Annotated in this window: 14 protein-coding genes and 1 tRNA gene; 13 read left to right on the plus strand and 2 right to left on the minus strand. The window is 68.3% G+C overall.

Features of this window, described 5'->3' with window-relative positions; all coding sequences use genetic code 11:
• Positions 1-182: 182 nt before the first annotated feature.
• Positions 183-1,358, minus strand: coding sequence for a hypothetical protein (locus GXY15_09660; GenBank protein ID NLV41475.1), 1,176 nt, complete (start codon positions 1,356-1,358; stop codon positions 183-185).
• 846 nt (positions 1,359-2,204) lie between these two features.
• Between GXY15_09660 and recA the strand changes: the two genes are divergently transcribed.
• From recA to GXY15_09725, 13 genes are all read left to right on the plus strand, one after another.
• On the plus strand, positions 2,205-3,260 hold the full coding sequence (gene recA, locus GXY15_09665) for a recombinase RecA (GenBank protein NLV41476.1): 1,056 nt from the start codon (positions 2,205-2,207) through the stop codon (positions 3,258-3,260).
• Positions 3,238-6,342: an AsmA-like C-terminal region-containing protein gene (locus tag GXY15_09670; GenBank protein ID NLV41477.1), complete on the plus strand. Its 3,105-nt coding sequence runs from the start codon at positions 3,238-3,240 to the stop codon at positions 6,340-6,342. Before recA ends, GXY15_09670 begins: the two co-directional genes overlap by 23 nt.
• Positions 6,343-6,463: 121 nt before the next feature.
• Complete coding sequence (locus tag GXY15_09675; protein NLV41478.1) at positions 6,464-7,087, plus strand: hypothetical protein; 624 nt, start codon at positions 6,464-6,466, stop codon at positions 7,085-7,087.
• Positions 7,087-8,202, plus strand: coding sequence for an SPOR domain-containing protein (locus GXY15_09680; protein NLV41479.1), 1,116 nt, complete (start codon positions 7,087-7,089; stop codon positions 8,200-8,202). Before GXY15_09675 ends, GXY15_09680 begins: the two co-directional genes overlap by 1 nt.
• Before the next feature lie 19 nt (positions 8,203-8,221).
• Positions 8,222-9,103 carry a 2-dehydropantoate 2-reductase gene (locus GXY15_09685; GenBank protein NLV41480.1) on the plus strand — a complete coding sequence of 294 codons (882 nt, stop codon included), beginning with the start codon at positions 8,222-8,224 and terminating at the stop codon, positions 9,101-9,103.
• Positions 9,100-9,789 carry a lysophospholipid acyltransferase family protein gene (locus GXY15_09690; GenBank protein ID NLV41481.1) on the plus strand — a complete coding sequence of 230 codons (690 nt, stop codon included), beginning with the start codon at positions 9,100-9,102 and terminating at the stop codon, positions 9,787-9,789. Before GXY15_09685 ends, GXY15_09690 begins: the two co-directional genes overlap by 4 nt.
• Before the next feature lie 319 nt (positions 9,790-10,108).
• Positions 10,109-11,371, plus strand: coding sequence for a site-specific integrase (locus GXY15_09695; GenBank protein NLV41482.1), 1,263 nt, complete (start codon positions 10,109-10,111; stop codon positions 11,369-11,371).
• A 263-nt stretch (positions 11,372-11,634) separates the two neighbouring features.
• Entirely contained in the window at positions 11,635-11,859 is a 225-nt protein-coding gene (locus GXY15_09700) for a helix-turn-helix domain-containing protein (protein NLV41483.1), read from the plus strand.
• Between the two features lie 125 nt (positions 11,860-11,984).
• Positions 11,985-13,658: an AAA family ATPase gene (locus GXY15_09705; GenBank protein NLV41484.1), complete on the plus strand. Its 1,674-nt coding sequence runs from the start codon at positions 11,985-11,987 to the stop codon at positions 13,656-13,658.
• Positions 13,655-13,849 carry a hypothetical protein gene (locus GXY15_09710; protein ID NLV41485.1) on the plus strand — a complete coding sequence of 65 codons (195 nt, stop codon included), beginning with the start codon at positions 13,655-13,657 and terminating at the stop codon, positions 13,847-13,849. Before GXY15_09705 ends, GXY15_09710 begins: the two co-directional genes overlap by 4 nt.
• Positions 13,842-14,348: a hypothetical protein gene (locus tag GXY15_09715; GenBank protein ID NLV41486.1), complete on the plus strand. Its 507-nt coding sequence runs from the start codon at positions 13,842-13,844 to the stop codon at positions 14,346-14,348. Before GXY15_09710 ends, GXY15_09715 begins: the two co-directional genes overlap by 8 nt.
• Positions 14,332-14,910 carry a hypothetical protein gene (locus GXY15_09720; GenBank protein NLV41487.1) on the plus strand — a complete coding sequence of 193 codons (579 nt, stop codon included), beginning with the start codon at positions 14,332-14,334 and terminating at the stop codon, positions 14,908-14,910. Before GXY15_09715 ends, GXY15_09720 begins: the two co-directional genes overlap by 17 nt.
• Complete coding sequence (locus GXY15_09725; GenBank protein ID NLV41488.1) at positions 14,903-15,124, plus strand: hypothetical protein; 222 nt, start codon at positions 14,903-14,905, stop codon at positions 15,122-15,124. Before GXY15_09720 ends, GXY15_09725 begins: the two co-directional genes overlap by 8 nt.
• A gap of 309 nt (positions 15,125-15,433) precedes the next feature.
• On the opposite strand, the gene GXY15_09730 is transcribed toward GXY15_09725, so the two are convergent.
• A tRNA-Pro gene (locus GXY15_09730) sits at positions 15,434-15,511 on the minus strand.
• Positions 15,512-15,533 lie beyond the last annotated feature (22 nt).

The raw sequence follows: 15,533 nt of genomic DNA on the forward strand, positions 1-15,533 counted from the left end.
CTAATGTCCTGCATCCCTCCGGGATGCCCAAGACTTTCGCTTTCGGCCATTTCCACGTTTGGCAGAGAAAAACCGGCGGCTTGGAGCGCGGAAGAATACGTCCACTTCATTAGCAGCGAAGCGAAGCAATCTCATGCCCGCATGGGCGTCGGTCCAAGCACGTTCTGTCCGCCCATCCGGCCCTACTCGGCCTTCGGCAGGCGCTCCCAGTCCTCCGGCAGGAGGACGCAGCAGAGCGTGTCATGGCCCTCGCGGGAGGAGTTGAAGAGCACCGCGCGGCTGTCCGGCGTGAAGGACCCGTGGGGGTGCGTCTTCAGCCCCTTTCCGAGGTGGCCCTGCGTGAGCAGCCGCCGCTCCCGCTTCTCCGCGTGGACCAGCCAGATATTCCGGTCGAAGTCGTCGCCCATGACCCATTTGCCGTCCGGGCTGCCGTGGGTGTGCCACGCCGGGTACTGCGCGAGCACCTCCATCTTCCCCTGCGGCCCGTCGGCGAGGGTCGCCGTGGCGATGCCGTGGGGCAGCCCCTTGTGCCGGTCGTCGTAGGGCCATATCGTGAACACGATCCGGTCGGGGCCCCACCACGCCTCATGGGTCACCCACTCGTCGTAGGTCTCCTTGTAGAACGGCGCGGGGCCGTCCCCGCCGACCCGGGCGGTCCAGATGCGCTGGGGCGCGTCGCCGCCCGTCTCGTGGCAGAACATCACCAGCCCGGGCGTGAAGGGGTTGGCCTGGACATGGCCCACCTTGAAGTCGAAAGCCGCCACCTCCCGCGCCGCGCCCGTTTCAACGTCCACCGCGTAAATCGCCGACCGGTCGTTGTCCCCGATGATCGCGCCGAGGTACAGGGTCTTCCCGTCCGCGTCCACGGAAATGGTGCCCGCCAGCGAACGCACCGCCTCGGGCATCTTCCCGAACACCCGGGGCTCCGCCGTGCCCTGGAAACTCTGGACCAGGTCCAGCATCCCGAGGGCGTCCCCCTGGACGTAATACAGGAACGGCGTGTTCCATGAGAGGGTGTTGTGCCCCGCGTCCTCCAGCGGCACCGGCTTCACCGTGCCGGTGGCAAGCTCCAGCAGATGCGGCGCCATGCCGCCGCCCGACCGGTCGGACGTGAAGAACAGGTATTTCCCGCCGTCCAGCCACATGGGGTGGGTCTGGTAGACAATGCTGTTCGCGGCCCCGCCGGGGGTCAGGGTCAGCACCGTGGCCCCGGTCTTCTCGTCCACATACGACGGATAGACGCCCTGCGGGATCTCAAACCCCGCCGCGGCCCCCGCGCGGCGGCCCGCCGCGGCGCACAAAGCCGCGGCCCCCGCCGCCCGCAGGAAAGAGCGCCGTCCCATCTTGAAAACAGACATGGCATGTTACCTCCAGTTGCCGGAAACAGCCTAGCACAGGCCCCCGGAGCATTCCCAGCGTCGGGCTCGACCCAGGCTCCCCCTCCGCGTCTCTGCGTTGAGTCTTCTCCCCAAGACGCCGCAGTTGGTGCGACACGGGAAGCACACCCAACGCAGAGACGCAGAGGACGCGGAGCGAAGCTCCTTGGAGTGCGGCCGCTCCGTACCGCCGGCGTCCCGCCGGCCTTGTCTTCGGGCTCACGTGGAATGCGCGGGCGGGCGGGTGCCAGGCCCATGCCGCCTGCCCCCCAACACGCCCCGCCCTTTCTTCTCTTCCCCCTCTTCTTTGCGCCCTTTGTGACTTTGCGGTGAAAACTCCGGAAAGGTTCACCACAAAGACCCTGCACTGAACATACAAGGCACCAGGAACACAAAGAAGACAGGTGGGGCGGAGTGCGGCAGCTTGCTGCCGCCTTCACACCCGCAGGCTCGCCTGCGGGCCGACAGGGCAGCGGGCCAAAGACGCCCCTTCTTTTGTGCCCATGCGCCAATAGCTGCCGGTCCCCTCCCTCCCCGCGTTCGGCGTCTTACGACGAATCTTGCCCCCGGAAACATTTTCGTTTGCGCGGAGGCGGAAGGATGCCCAGCGCCGGGGTGCGGAATCTGGGGGCCGCCCTGCCGCTCCTTCCCGCGCTGGCCCTCTGCGGGGTGGTGTTGTTGCGGCGAAAGGGGCGGAAAACGCTATAATCCGGGCCGTGCGAAACGGCCTGCGGTCCGGACTTGACAAACGGGTGGAAATCTGGCACACTGTGCCGCAGGTGAAAGTTTGTTCAGTATATTTCAACCCGCACGACAGGAGGAAGTTCGATGGCCGCCAATACGGACGACAAGTCAAAAGTGAAGGCGCTGGACATTGCCATCTCCCAGTTGGAGAAGCAGTTCGGCAAGGGGACGATGGTGCGTCTGGGGGACGACTCCTTCCGGGCGGGGGTGCAGTCCATCAGCACGGGCAGCCTCTCGCTGGACATCGCGACGGGCGTGGGCGGCCTGCCCCGCGGCCGCGTGGTGGAGGTGTTTGGGCCGGAGTCTTCGGGCAAGACGACGCTGGCGCTGCACGTGGTGGCCAACGCCCAGCGCGGCGGCGGCATCGCGTGCTTCATTGACGCGGAGCACGCGCTGGACCCGACCTTCGCACAGAAGATCGGGGTGGACATCAACAACCTGCTGGTCTCCCAGCCCGACACGGCGGAGCAGGCGCTGGAAATCTGCGAGAGCCTGGTGCGCAGCAACGCGGTGGACGTGATCGTGGTGGACTCGGTGGCGGCGCTGGTGCCCAAGGCGGAGGTGGAGGGGGAGATGGGCGACAGCCATGTGGGCCTCCAGGCGCGGCTCATGTCGCAGGCCCTGCGCAAGCTGACGGCCATCATCAGCCGCACGAACACCCTGGTCATCTTCATCAACCAGATCCGCGAGAAGATCGGCGTCATGTTCGGCAGCCCCGAGACGACCACCGGCGGCCGCGCCCTCAAGTTCTACTCCAGCATGCGCCTCGACATCCGGCGCATCGCCGGCCTCAAGGACCGCGAGGAGAACGTGGGCAACCGCGTCCGCGTCAAGGTGGTGAAAAACAAGATGAGCGCGCCCTTCCGCCAGGCGGAGTTTGACATCCTCTTCAATGAGGGCATCAGCATGGAGGGGGACATCCTGGACCTCGCCATCGAGGCCAAGCTGGTCCAGAAAAGCGGCGCGTGGTTCTCCATGAACGGGGAAAACCTGGGGCAGGGCCGCGAGAACACCCGCCAGTTCCTGAAGGACCACCCCGACACCACGGAGCAGCTCCGCCAGAAGCTGCTCGACATAAAGGGCATGCTGTGCGAGGCGCAACCCGGAGCGGACGAGGATGACGTCCCGCCCGGAGACTGACCGGCGCGAGACGGACGCCCCCCCGGGGCGTTGGACGCCCCGGCAGGCCCGGCGGCTGCGCGCCCTGCTGCTGCTGCTGCTGCTGTTCGCGGGCGCGCTGGCCGTTGGGTCCGCCGTGGTCCGCCGCCGCCTGGACGTCCTGCGCGACAACCTCATGGCCGAGGTGAGCCGCCGCGCGGGCGGCCGTTTCTCCGTTGGCCAGGTTTCCCTCAGCGGCCTCCGCGGCGTGTCCGTGGAGCAGGTCCGCATGATCTGGGAGCGCGACGGGCTCCGGGCCACCGTGGACCTGCCCCGGGTGGACGTGTATTTCGACTGGTCCGCCCTGGCCGCCGGCACCCTGTCCCCCGGACATGTCCACCTCACCGAAGCCTCCGTGGACGTGGTGCTGCCCCCCGCCAACGGACCGCCCGCCGTCAAGGCGCCCGCCGGACTCCCCGTGCTGCCCGAGCTTCCCCCGCTGTCCTTCCGGGTCAGCGGGGAACGGTGCCGGGCGCAGGTGGCGGGGGTGCCCGAAGCCGGGGAAATCACCCTGGAGGAGGTGGGGTTCGACATCTCCCGCCAGCCCGGGGCGGCGGACCTGCTGGCCCGCCTGTCCGCCCGGCTGGCGGGCGTCTCCGAGACGCCCCTCGTCGCCGTGGTGCGCTACGCGGGGCCCGACGACTTCAGCCTGCGCGCGGAGACGGGCGCCGTCGCCGTGGAGAGGGTCGGCGCGTTCCTTCCCGAGAAGGCCCGCGTGCTGACAGGCGGGACCGTGACTCCCGTGCTCACGGTGGAGGGCCAGCGCGGCGGCCGCGTGTCCCTGGCGCTGGACGCGGAGATGGAGGCGCTGGACGCGAAGGTCCGGCCCGAATTCATTGAGCCGCTGACGGGAACCCTGGCCGTGCGCGCCGACGCCGACCTGCCCACCCGGGAGATTCTGGTCCGCAACGCCCGGCTGGAAACCCCGCAGGCCTCCGGCCGCATCACCGGATCCGTGCTGTTCGGGGCGGACGGCCCCGTGCTGGACCTGAAACTTGACGCGGACACGCTGCCGGTCAACGAGGCCGTCACCGCGCTGCTGCCCGAGACCGTGGGGCCGGGGGACCTCTCCGTGGAGCTGGGCGCCCCGCACCGGCTGGCCGTGCATGTCAGCGGCCCCGCGTCGTCGCCGTCCGTGCTGGCCGAGGCGGGCGCCGCCTCCGGCAAGATCGTGTTCAAACCCACGGACAGGAAGCTCCCCGGGGCCTCCCTCGAACTGGGGCAAATCCAGGTGTCCTACGACCTGGCCACCAAAATGCCCGGCGGCGTGGTGGCCATTCTCAACGGCGGCCTCCTTTCCCCGTACCAGGGGCTCATGCTCGACCAGCTCTCCGGCTCCGTCGTTTTGGTGGATGGAAAGGTCAAGCTGGTGCCCCTGTCCGCGCGCCTGAACGGCCACGCCTTCCTGGGCCGCGCCGAGTACGAAATCGCAAAGCAGACCCTTTCGTTCTCCGCCGACGGGGCGGTGTCCGACCTGGAGAAATCCGCCCTCCACCACCCTTCCAAGGAAGTGTGGATTTACGGGTCGGCGGCCCTGCGCTGCCACGGCACCGCCTCGCCGAAGAAGATCGTGGTGGAGGCCTCCGCCGACGCGACGGAGGCGCAGGTCGAGATCGAGTGGTGGTTCCGCAAGCCCCGGGGCACCGGCGCGACCATCAAGGCGTTCAAGGCGGAGATCATCCCCAAGAAGAGCATGAAGATCACCGGCGAGGCCTCCATAGACGGCACCCAGCTCAAGGCCGACCTGCTGTATCTCTGGCGCGGTGGAAAATTCAGCAGCGAGCATGTGCGGCTGGACTTCCCCTTCCTTGAGGTCGCCACGGCGGGCAAGTGCATCCGCATTCCCTACCGCGCCTTCGGCACCCATGCCAAGGACGGCTACTATGAGGTCGTCCGCGCGGGCACCCGCCCCGACGGCAACATCTCCACCCTCGGCGGCGTCTTCGACGACGTGTCCTTCCTGCCCAACGGATGCCCGTATCCGCTCCACTGCCGGAACGCGAAGGTGGAGGTGACGCTGGACAACGTCCACGAAACCATCCGCACCGGCGTCATCAGCGTGCATGCGGAGAGCGCCGAAGTCCCCGCCCTCAAGGAGAACTGGCTTCTGCCCCTGGAGCCGGAAGACCCCGAATATTATGCGAAGTTCCCCGGACTCTCCCGCTCCATGAAATACGAGCTGGCTGCGGACGCCCTGGAGATGCCCCCCTGGACGGCCACCCAGTTTAAGGGAACCGTCTTCAACGAGGGGGACAAGACCGGCCTCAGCCATTTCGAGGCGGTGGTGGACGGCGGCCGGCTGGAGGGGGTGTACGACCGCCACAAAAAGACCAATATCTACTCGCTCAAGGCAAAATGGGACGGCATTCCCGCCCGCTATGTCATCCGCCACCTGGAAATGCCCGAGATTCTCGATGGCCCCATGACCGGGTGGGTGGACTATTCCATGGATGCCGACGACCCGGCCACCCTCGACGGCAAGGGCGCGTTCCACGTGCGGAACGGAAACTTCGTGCCCGAAACCCTTGCCGCCACTTTCGGCGAGCAGTTTGCCGGGTTTGCCCAGCTCCAGCCGGACGCCTACGCCTTCACCACCACCAAGTCCGACCTCGTCCTCAAGGGCGACCACATCCGGACGGACAACATGCTCGTCGAACTGCCGGGCATCGAACTCAAAGGCGCCGGCACCTGGATTCTCGGCGGCGACATTGACTATCTCATCGAGGTGAGCATCACCCCCGACACGGCCGCGCAAATCCCCATTCTGGCGCAGAGTTTTAACCTCCAGGGATACCGCATCGCCCAGCGCAATGTGGATCTCGGCTTCCAGATCAAGGGGCCGGCCTTCAAGCCGACCAGCCAGCTCGCGGGCATGCCGGACATGGGCGTCACCCTGGTCAGCGGGGCCGCCGAAATGACCAACGAGGCCGTCAGGGTCATAGACCTGCCCCGGCAGCTCTTCATGGCGCTGATCAAGACCGGCGGCGGCATTCTGGGCGCCTCCCGCACCGGCGAAACCCGCCCTTCGGGCGGCGGGGGCGCCTCGCGGACACCGGCCCCCTAACGGAAGGCCGGCACGACATATGGACCCCGGCTCCCGCCTTGCCCCCATATATGGCGGGGGAGTATACTTTTAGTGGTGTGGCGGCGGACCGGCATACCCCGACCAGTGAGGATGTGCGCGCGTGGAAATTCGGATTGGAAAGAGTGCGCGGGTGTGTGACGTGTGCGGGCGCGGCTTCTCCCACGAGGAGAAGGTGCGCTCCGTCGCCCGCTTTCAGGAAGGCACCCTGGTCCGGCAGGACTTCTGCATGCAGTGCTTCCTGCCGGAGCACACCGAGCAGGCCTTTTCCGCCTGGGTCACGAAGTATCTGGACCCGAAGGTGATGGATCAGCAGCCCCCCGAACTCTACTCGCCCCTCCAGCAGCTGTTCTTTGACTTGTGCTCCTCGGAGGACCGGACCGATCTTGCCAAGGCCTATCTCGCCGCGCAACTGCTGCGGCGCATGAAGGTCTTCCGCCTGATCAAGGAGTCTGACGAGGCGGACGGTGATGTGCGGGTGACCCTTTTCGCCGACCGGGGCGGCAGCCGCCTGATAGAGGTCCGGGATCCGAGCTTCACCTTCGCGGAACTTGACGAGGCGCGGACCGCGCTTTTCGCCGCCCTGCGCCGCGAGGATTCAGCCGAGCCCTCTCCGGCGGAAGGGGAGGGGGAGGCGCCGCCCCCCGGCGGGGAGGCGGGGGAAGAGGCCCCCGCGCCCGCCGCAGGGGAGGATGACACCGAAACCACTGAGAACGGGGAAGGATGATGGACATCAGAAAAGAAATCAACCCCGGCGACGGCACCCCGCAACTGGTGCTCACCTGTGCCAAGAGCGCGGCCGTGGCGTTTGTGTGCCTCATGATCGCGGCGGTCATGCTGAGTTTTGCCGCCGGGGTCGTGCTCGGCCGCGCCTCTTCCGGAGACGCCGGCGCGCCCCCGGTGGCGGTGGACGGCGCGGCCCCCGCACCGGAGACGCCCGTCCCTGCGGAACCAGTCGCCGTGGCGGCCATGGAAACCTACACCCTGCCGGCCAATGCGCAGCCCGTCACCGCCGCCGCCGCGCCTGCGGCGTCCCCGGTGTCGCCTGCTGCGGCGCCCGCCGTCGCGTCCCCCGCCGCCCCCGCCACGCCGCCGGCCCCCGTGGAAACTCCCGCCGCCCCTGCGGCGGCCCCCCCTGTTTCCGAGCCCCCCGCAACCGCTCCGGTCGCCGCCGCTCCCGCAGCAGCCGCCGCCGCGCCCCCGGCGCAGGAAGCCGCCCCGGCCCCGTCCTCCGAGCCCAAGGCCACCCCCTACACCACGGCATCCAAGAAACGCGTCACCTCGCTGGCCCCGCTGCCCAGCCAGCGCGGCGCGTCCGCGCCGTCCGCCGCGCCCAAGCCGCCCACCCCTGAGGCCGCTCCCGGGACCGTCCCTGCGGCGGTGCCCGAGCTCACGCCGGTGGACCCGCAGGACGAGAATATGGCCATGATGGTTCCTGCGGCCGCACCGCCCGCGCAGACACCGGAAGCTGCGGCCGCGCCGCCCGCTCCCGCGCCTGCGGCGGCCGCTTCGGCACCCGCCCCGGCGGTTGCGGCACCCGCCCCAGCCCCCGCATCGCTTCCCGCCGCGGCGGCCCCGGCGGCGGCCCCCAAGGCGGCGGCGGGGAAGTTCTGCGTGCAGTTGGGCGCCTTCTCCGGTCCCAACCGCGGCCAGCAGGCGGAAACCCTGAACCGTTCGGTGCAGCAGAAGCACGGAGTGAAGAGCCAGATCGTGAAATCGGGCGATGACAAAGTGTATCGTGTCGTGGTTTCCGGTTTCCCGGACAAGAAGTCCGCACTGGACGCCTGCGCGGGGATTCAGAAGAAGCCGGAGCTTTCCGGGGCCTTTGTCCGTGAGCTGTGACGGGGAACGGGAGTCGGGCATGACCAAGATCGCGATTGTGGGGCCGGGGGCACTGGGGTGTGTCTTCGCCGCGCGGCTTGCCCGGGGCGGCGCAAAGGCGCATCTGGTGGACCACCGGGCCGACCGCGCGGAGCGCCTGGCCCGCGAGGGCATCCAGGTGGAGGAGCCCGGCGGCGGCTTGCTGCACGAGAAGATGCCCGTTTCCACCCAGATCCCCGCCGGCATGGACCTCATCCTGGTCACCGTCAAGGCCCACGCCACCCGGTCGCTCCGGCTGCCGCCCGACGCCCCGGTGCTCACCCTCCAGAACGGCCTCGGCAACGTGGACGCCCTTTGCGGCATGGTCGGCAGCGCGCGCGTGCTCGCGGGAGCCACCTCGGAGGCGGCGACCCTGCTGGAGCCGGGAAAGGCGCGCCACGCCGCCGCGGGCCTCACGGTGTTCGGCTCCTGGACCTCCTGCCCCACCGACACCGCGTTCACGGCCTTTCAAGACGCTGGTTTTGACGTGCGAATCACGGACACGCCCGGACAGGTGGTCTGGGAAAAAGCTGTCATCAACGCGGGCATCAACCCGCTCACCGCCCTGCTGAACGTTCCCAACGGGCGCCTGCTGGAGACCGCCGAGACGCGGGAACTGCTCCGTGACCTCGTGATGGAGGCCACCAAGGTCGCCTCAACGGAGGGATACCGGTTCACCCGCAGTCTGGCGGAGGCGGCGGAGGCCCTGTGCCGGGCCACCTCGGAGAACCTGTCCTCCATGCTTCAGGACATCCGCAGCGGCCGCAGGACGGAGATCGAGGCGCTCAGCGGGGAGATTCTCCGGCGGGCGCAGGCGGCCGCCCTCCCGGCGCCCCGCACGCGGGTCGTATACCAGCTCGTAAAGGGGCTCGAGCACCGATGAGGCACCCCGAGCTCAGCTACACCAGCCCCGTCCGGTTCACGGCGGCGCAGCGTGTCCAGTTGGCGCTCTTTCCCCCCCTCGCCAAGGGCGCGCTTCAGCTCCTCTGCCGCACCTGCGTCGTGAGGGTGGTTGGGCGGGAAATCCTGGAGGAGGCGCAGAAGCGGGACGGCCACGCGGTGCTGGCCATCTGGCACGAGACGCTGTTTATGGCCTGCTGGGGCTTCCGCAACACCGGCGGCCACACCCTGACCAGTTACAGCTTCGACGGGGAACTGGCGGCGCGTCTGGTGCACCGCGTGGGGATGGAGGCCGTCCGGGGCTCCTCCTCGCGCGGCGGCGGCGAGGGGCTCCGGCAACTGGTGATGGCGACCAAACTCGCGCCCTCTGTGGGGTTTACCCTCGACGGTCCCCGGGGACCCCGCCGGGTCGCGAAGCACGGCATCGCGCTGCTCTCCGCGCGCAGCGGTCTGCCGGTGATCCCCCATGCGTATGTGGCCGCCCGGGCCTGGCGGCTCAACTCTTGGGACCGCTTCGCGATTCCCAAGCCCTTCACCACGCTCACCATGGCCTACGGTCCGCCCGTGCCCCCGCCCACCTCCGAGCACCCGGACGATGTGGAGCAGACCCGCGCCGCCGTGGAGGAGGCCCTCAACCGCCTGCACGCGGAGCACGGCGACGCCGCCTGACCCGGCGCGCGGCCGCAGTGTCATGACGTTGGAACAAAGCAAAACCGCCGCAAGGGCTGATTCTCTCAAACCCTTGCGGCGGTTGAACTTGCAATGGTCGGGGCGACTGGATTTGAACCAGCGACCCCTTGACCCCCAGTCAATTTTTTCGGGTTTACGGCAGTTTACTAACGAAAACAAAACCCGACAAGTGGTGAAGTAAAAGCATTGAAAACAAAGGGTTTTCTGGCGTGCCCAGGCGGGGGACTTGATAATTGGCGTTATCCGTGATAAGATACATTTGCGCCAAATGTGCGCCAACGGTTCAGGAGGCCCAAGAATGCGCCAGAGGTTGACCGCCGGACTAGTCAAGAGTCTGACCCCGCAGAAAAATGCCTATGAGGTGGCGGATACGGAGGTATCCGGGCTGACCGTCATGGTCTGCCCCGGGGGCACCAAAACCTATTTCTACCGATACCGCCACCCGGAAACCCGGGTTATGCGCCGGGTGAAGGTTGGGCGCGCGGATCAGTTGACCGTTCCCCAAGTCCGGCAAATGGCGCAAGGGTACAGCCGCGCCGTTGCCGCCGGAACGGACCCGCAACAGGAAAAGACCATAGCCCGGGCGGGCACGTTGCGCGAGTATCTGGACGGCCAATATTTTGAGGCAATCGCGCACCTAAAGACCCGCGAGGCAATCCGGGCCAGCCTGAAACGCGACTTCAAGGCATTCCTAAATGAACCACTGGCCGCTATCACGACATGGCGGCTGGAAAAGTGGCGGCGCGCCCGGCTGGACAAGGGGGCCAGCGTTGCCTCATGCAACCGCCCGCTTTCCTACCTCCGGGCGATGCTCACCCATGCGGCCCGGGCCGGGCTTGTCAAGACCAACGTTGCCCGCGACATTCGCAACCTCCGCGAGGGGGAAACGCGGGTCCGGTTTCTGACCGCCGATGAACGCGCGCGGCTGTATGCCGCCCTCGAGGCGCGCGAGGCCGAGGCCCGCGCCGCCCGGGTACGGTATAACACATGGCTTGCCGTGCGGGGCATTGACCCCCTGCCCCTCTTGGAGGGCCGCTACTGTGACCACCTTTACCCGCTGGTAGTGCTGGCCCTCCATACCGGACTGCGGCGGGGGGAGTTGTTCCGCCTCGCATGGGGCGATGTGGACATGGGCCGCCACATGGTGACCGTCCGGGCGGAGAATGCCAAGAGCGGCAAGCCCCGGCATGTGCCCCTCAATGGCCCCGCGATGGATTGCCTTGACACATGGCGCGCGCAACAGCCCGACCCGTCGCCGGGCGCGCTGGTTTTCCCGGGCAAGAGCGGCGGCGTTCTGGACAATATCCAAACCTCATGGGATGGACTCCGCAAGGCCGCCGGAATGCCGGGGCTTCATTTTCACGACTTGCGGCATGACTTCGCCTCGCAGTTGACAATGGCCGGGGTGTCTCTGGCCGTTGTCCGGGAACTCTTGGGGCACGCCGACTTTGAAACGACTTTGAAGTATGCACACCTCGCGCCCGAGACGGCCCGCGCCGCCGTCGCCGAACTGGCCGGGCTTCCCCTCGGGGAGGCTGCGCCGCAAGAGGCGACGGGCTGACTTGTCGCGCGGCGGCAAATGTGGTATAATAGGGGCACAGTTGAATGTTGACGCGAAGTCGCGCAACTGATGTCGCAACAGGTAAGACTGGGGGGCATTCGGGGCGCGGCGCATAACTCCCCCCGGTTGGGGAGGGATGTTTACAACATCGGACGGCTAACGGGGCGCACAGCAACTTTACGCCGGACTACAGGAACGCGGAAACCGAACGTTTCCCTTTTTGTCGTCCGGCGTTTTTTTTGCGCCGGGCATGGAGAAAACCCATGCAATCCGCCTCCGCCCCCGACCGCCTTTTGACCGAACGGGAGGCCGCCCAATTCTTGGGCGTGGCCCCCGGCACCCTCCGAGTTGCCCGCAGCACTGGCCCCATGCCGGGCAGAATCTGGCTCCCCTTCATCAAACTGGGGCGCACCGTTCGCTATGACGCCGACACCCTCCGCGAATGGCTGGCCGCGCGCGTCGTGACCGCCGGGGAGGTGCGCCGATGAACGCGACAAAAGAAAGACCCCCGGCGGGCAAGGCCGGGGGCGACTTGACGGCGCGAGGCCGTGGCGACACCCCCAATTATAGCACAACCCCCCGCGCATGCTCCCCCGAGGCAGAGCGGGCAGTCTTGGGCGCGTGCCTGATAAACGGGGCCGTCGTGCCCGACGTGCTGGCCATTCTTGGCAACGGCTGCCCCTTCATTGTGCCGGAACACGCCGCGACCTATGAGGCAATCCGGCGGCTTTATGCCGACGGCGCGCCCGTTGACTTAGTGACCGTTTCGGAGGCCGTGCTGCAAGGCGGGCACCCGAACGCGCCCGGCCCGTTGTACCTCTCGGAACTCTCGGGCGCGTCGCCGACCTCATGCAATGCCGCCTATTATGCGGGCATTGTCGCCGGGCACGCCCGCACCCGGCACATGGCCGAACGGTGCCGGGCAACCGCCGCCGAACTCGAGGCCGCAGACCCCGGGGAGGTGCCCGCAATCATTGCCCGGCTGCAAGAGGATGCCGCCCCCGGGACGTGCCGCTTGCCGCTGGCCACCTTGCCGGGCGACTGGCGCGCCGCCGAACTGCCCGCGCGGCAATTCGCGTTTTCCGGGGCGTTTCCCCTCGGGTGCGTTTCAAGCGTGATCGCGCAAGGCGGCGGCGGCAAGTCCACCCTGATACTCGAGGCGGCGGCCAGCCTGTGCATTGGGCGGCCCTTGATAGAGGGATGGACCCCAACCGCCCCGGGCCGGGTGCTGTATCTTGCTTTTGAAGACGACTTGCCCGAGATACAGCGTCGCCTAAAGCGTATCGCTTGGGCGTTCGGTCTGACCCCGGATGAATGCGGCGCGGTTGCCGAACGTTTGCGCGTGGCCGCCATGCCCGGCGGGCAGTTTTTCAGCATCGCCCAGGGCGGGGCCATTGAGGCCGGGCCGGACCTTCTGCGGCTGGCCGCAACCGTCCGGGAAAGCGGCCCGTTTGCCGCCGTAATCCTTGACCCCAAGTCTGCCCTTCTGGGGGGCGCGTTGGATGAAAACGCAAACCCCGTCGGCCAGCGGGTAGTCAACCTCCTGACCGGGATTACCGGGCCGGATGCCGCGCTTGTTTTGGTTGATCACGTCGCCAAAGCCGACCGCGAGGGCGCGACCTCGGGCCGGGGTGCCGGGGCATGGGGCGACGCCGCCCGGCAAGTGTGGGCCTTGCGCCCCCTCAATGACCGCGAGGCCCGCGAGGTGCCCGACTGCGACCGCGCCCAGTTTGCCGCGCTGGAATGCCGCAAGACAAATTACACCGGGCCGCGCCCGACCCTGTACATGCGGCGGCACACCGCCCCCGAGGCCGCCGGGGTCTTGGAGGCGGTTGACTTCGAGGGCATGCGCGCCGACGCCGCCGGGCGCGAGGCCGACCGGGTAGAGGCGGCCATTCTCGAGGTGCTGGCCCGCGCCGACGTTTCCCGGGCCGAACTGACCGGGCACAGCGGCGGGCAAGAGGCCCGCAAGCGGGGAACGGGTGCCCGGGAACTGATAGCCGACCGCTGCCCCGGGGTCAAGATCACAACCCGGAAACTCGAGGAGGTTCTGCCCCGCATGATCGCCGACGGCCTGATTACGGAAACGGTTTCCGACTCTGGCCGGGTGTGTCTGCGGGCGGTGCGGGCAGACTGCGGGCAAGACTCCGCCCGCAACGGTAGGGGGTGCGGGCAAGAGGGCAACCCCCCCTTAAGGGGGGTGCCCTGCCCGCACAACCCGACCGGGCCGGGGGCCACTGGACAAAACACAAACCGCCCCGAGGGGGCAGATTGGAGAAACCCATGAACGAAAAAACCGACACCCCAAAACGGCACCCGCGCGTTATCCGCGCCGGGCACGGCGCGCACTTCGAGAACCCGCGCGTGAAACCCGCGCGGCCCGCGCCGCGCATTGAACCGCCCGCGCCGCCGCCGGACTCGCACACCCTGCAAGCGACGCCCGCCGGGAAGAAACACGGAGGGCCGCGCAATGCCTGAAACCCGCAAACATCGCCCCGCAAGACACACCCCCGCGACACGCCCCGACGTGCTGGCCGCCACCGCCCGGCGCGCGGATGCAATCCGCCTCCGAATTGCGGGCGCGACCTTTACCGACATCGGGCAACAGTTGGGGATAGACGCCAGCACGGCGCACCGCGACGTGTGCCGGGGGCTGACCGCCCTGCATGATGAAATCAGGGAGGAGGCCGCCGCCCTCCGCGCCCTCGAAAACGCCCGCCTTGACGTTTTGCAGTGCGGCGTTTGGGAGGCCGCCATATCGGGGAGCATTCCGCACCTCGAGGCCGTGCTGGCCATCATGCACACCCGCGCGCGGTTGAACGGGCTTTATGCGCCCGCGAAAATCGCAGCGACCGACCCGACCGGGGAAAACTCCTATCTTGGAATGACGGACCATGAACTCCGCGAGGCCGCCCGGCAAGTGCTGGGGCTGCCCGCGCAACCGATGGAGGGCACCGCCCATGCTGACAAGTCTTGAACACGTCCGGCACTTGGAACGCGAGGCCGCCCGACTGGCCGCAGAAATCGAGGCCGCCCGCCGGGGGCTGACCGCCCGCGAGGGCGACATGGCCGCCGCACTTGCCGCCGGGGAGGATGACGGCGCAATCCGTCGCCACCTTGCAAAAGACCGCGACACCCTGGCGGTGTTGGAATCCCGCCACCGCGCCACCGTTGCCGCCGTGCCGCTGGCCCTCCGCGCCGCCGCCGACGCCGCCCGGCAAGAGGTGGCCGACACCGTGGCGGGCATGCGGCCCGACGCGGAACATGAAGCCGGACGGATTGCCGCCGCGCTGGCCGAACTGGCCGACGCCCGCGCCCGTTTGGACGGAATACACCGCGCCGCCGATGGGCTGATTGCGGAGTATGGCCGGGCCTATGACAAGCGCGCCCGTGCCGCCGCAGGGTTGCCCCCGCAGGGCCGCCCCGCCGACACTGGCACGGAATGGACCCGGCGCGCGGCCCGTGCCGCCGCCGTCGCCCTCGAGGGCCGCGAGGCGCGCGTTTTCGCCCGCGAGGCCGGGGAGGTGGCCCATGCCTGAACGACTGATTGACACCCTCCGCCGCGCCACCGGGCGCGGTTCCCGCACCCCCCACCGGACAAGCGACGCGCTTTCCGTCGCCGTGCGCGCGCTGGCACGTTCCCGCGAGGTTGTGTTTCCCTTTGACCCCGCCGCGCCCGCTACCCGGTTGGGCAATCTTCTGCGGGCACGGCACCGCAGGGGGCCGGACCCCGCAGACCCTGACACGGCATAGGGGACATGCTCCCCGCCCCCCGGTTTCCATGCGAGGCCGGGGGGTTTGCTATTGCGCCGCCGTACAGCCCCGCAGGGGCACGATCGCCCCCGGGGTCGGGTGTGGACATGGCCAAAAAAAAGCCCCGCCTCCGTGGCCGTGCGTCGCGCCTCCGCGCAACCTTGACCGCCGGAACGGGCCAGCCCCCCCCGGGGGGCGGCGGCGGTGTTTTGCCTCGCGTTGCGCCAAATGTGCGCCAAAGTTTCAGAACAAAGCAAAACCGCCGCAAGGGCCGATTCTCTCAAACCCTTGCGGCGGTTGAACTTACAATGGTCGGGGCGACTGGATTTGAACCAGCGACCCCTTGACCCCCAGTCAAGTGCGCTAACCGGGCTGCGCTACGCCCCGACATATTGAAAAAACGTCAAAT

The sequence above is a fragment of the Candidatus Hydrogenedentota bacterium genome, assembly GCA_012730045.1.
Classification (GTDB): Bacteria; Hydrogenedentota; Hydrogenedentia; order Hydrogenedentales; family CAITNO01; genus JAAYBR01.

Bases quoted from the DNA above. Each gene is read 5' to 3' on its own strand.
- GXY15_09660 (NLV41475.1), bottom strand. From the start codon at position 1,358: ATGTCTGTTTTCAAGATGGGACGGCGCTCTTTCCTGCGGGCGGCGGGG.
- recA (NLV41476.1), top strand. From the start codon at position 2,205: ATGGCCGCCAATACGGACGACAAGTCAAAAGTGAAGGCGCTGGACATT.
- GXY15_09670 (NLV41477.1), top strand. From the start codon at position 3,238: ATGACGTCCCGCCCGGAGACTGACCGGCGCGAGACGGACGCCCCCCCG.
- GXY15_09680 (NLV41479.1), top strand. From the start codon at position 7,087: ATGGACATCAGAAAAGAAATCAACCCCGGCGACGGCACCCCGCAACTG.
- GXY15_09685 (NLV41480.1), top strand. From the start codon at position 8,222: ATGACCAAGATCGCGATTGTGGGGCCGGGGGCACTGGGGTGTGTCTTC.
- GXY15_09690 (NLV41481.1), top strand. From the start codon at position 9,100: ATGAGGCACCCCGAGCTCAGCTACACCAGCCCCGTCCGGTTCACGGCG.
- GXY15_09695 (NLV41482.1), top strand. From the start codon at position 10,109: ATGCGCCAGAGGTTGACCGCCGGACTAGTCAAGAGTCTGACCCCGCAG.
- GXY15_09700 (NLV41483.1), top strand. From the start codon at position 11,635: ATGCAATCCGCCTCCGCCCCCGACCGCCTTTTGACCGAACGGGAGGCC.
- GXY15_09710 (NLV41485.1), top strand. From the start codon at position 13,655: ATGAACGAAAAAACCGACACCCCAAAACGGCACCCGCGCGTTATCCGC.
- GXY15_09715 (NLV41486.1), top strand. From the start codon at position 13,842: ATGCCTGAAACCCGCAAACATCGCCCCGCAAGACACACCCCCGCGACA.
- GXY15_09720 (NLV41487.1), top strand. From the start codon at position 14,332: ATGCTGACAAGTCTTGAACACGTCCGGCACTTGGAACGCGAGGCCGCC.
- GXY15_09725 (NLV41488.1), top strand. From the start codon at position 14,903: ATGCCTGAACGACTGATTGACACCCTCCGCCGCGCCACCGGGCGCGGT.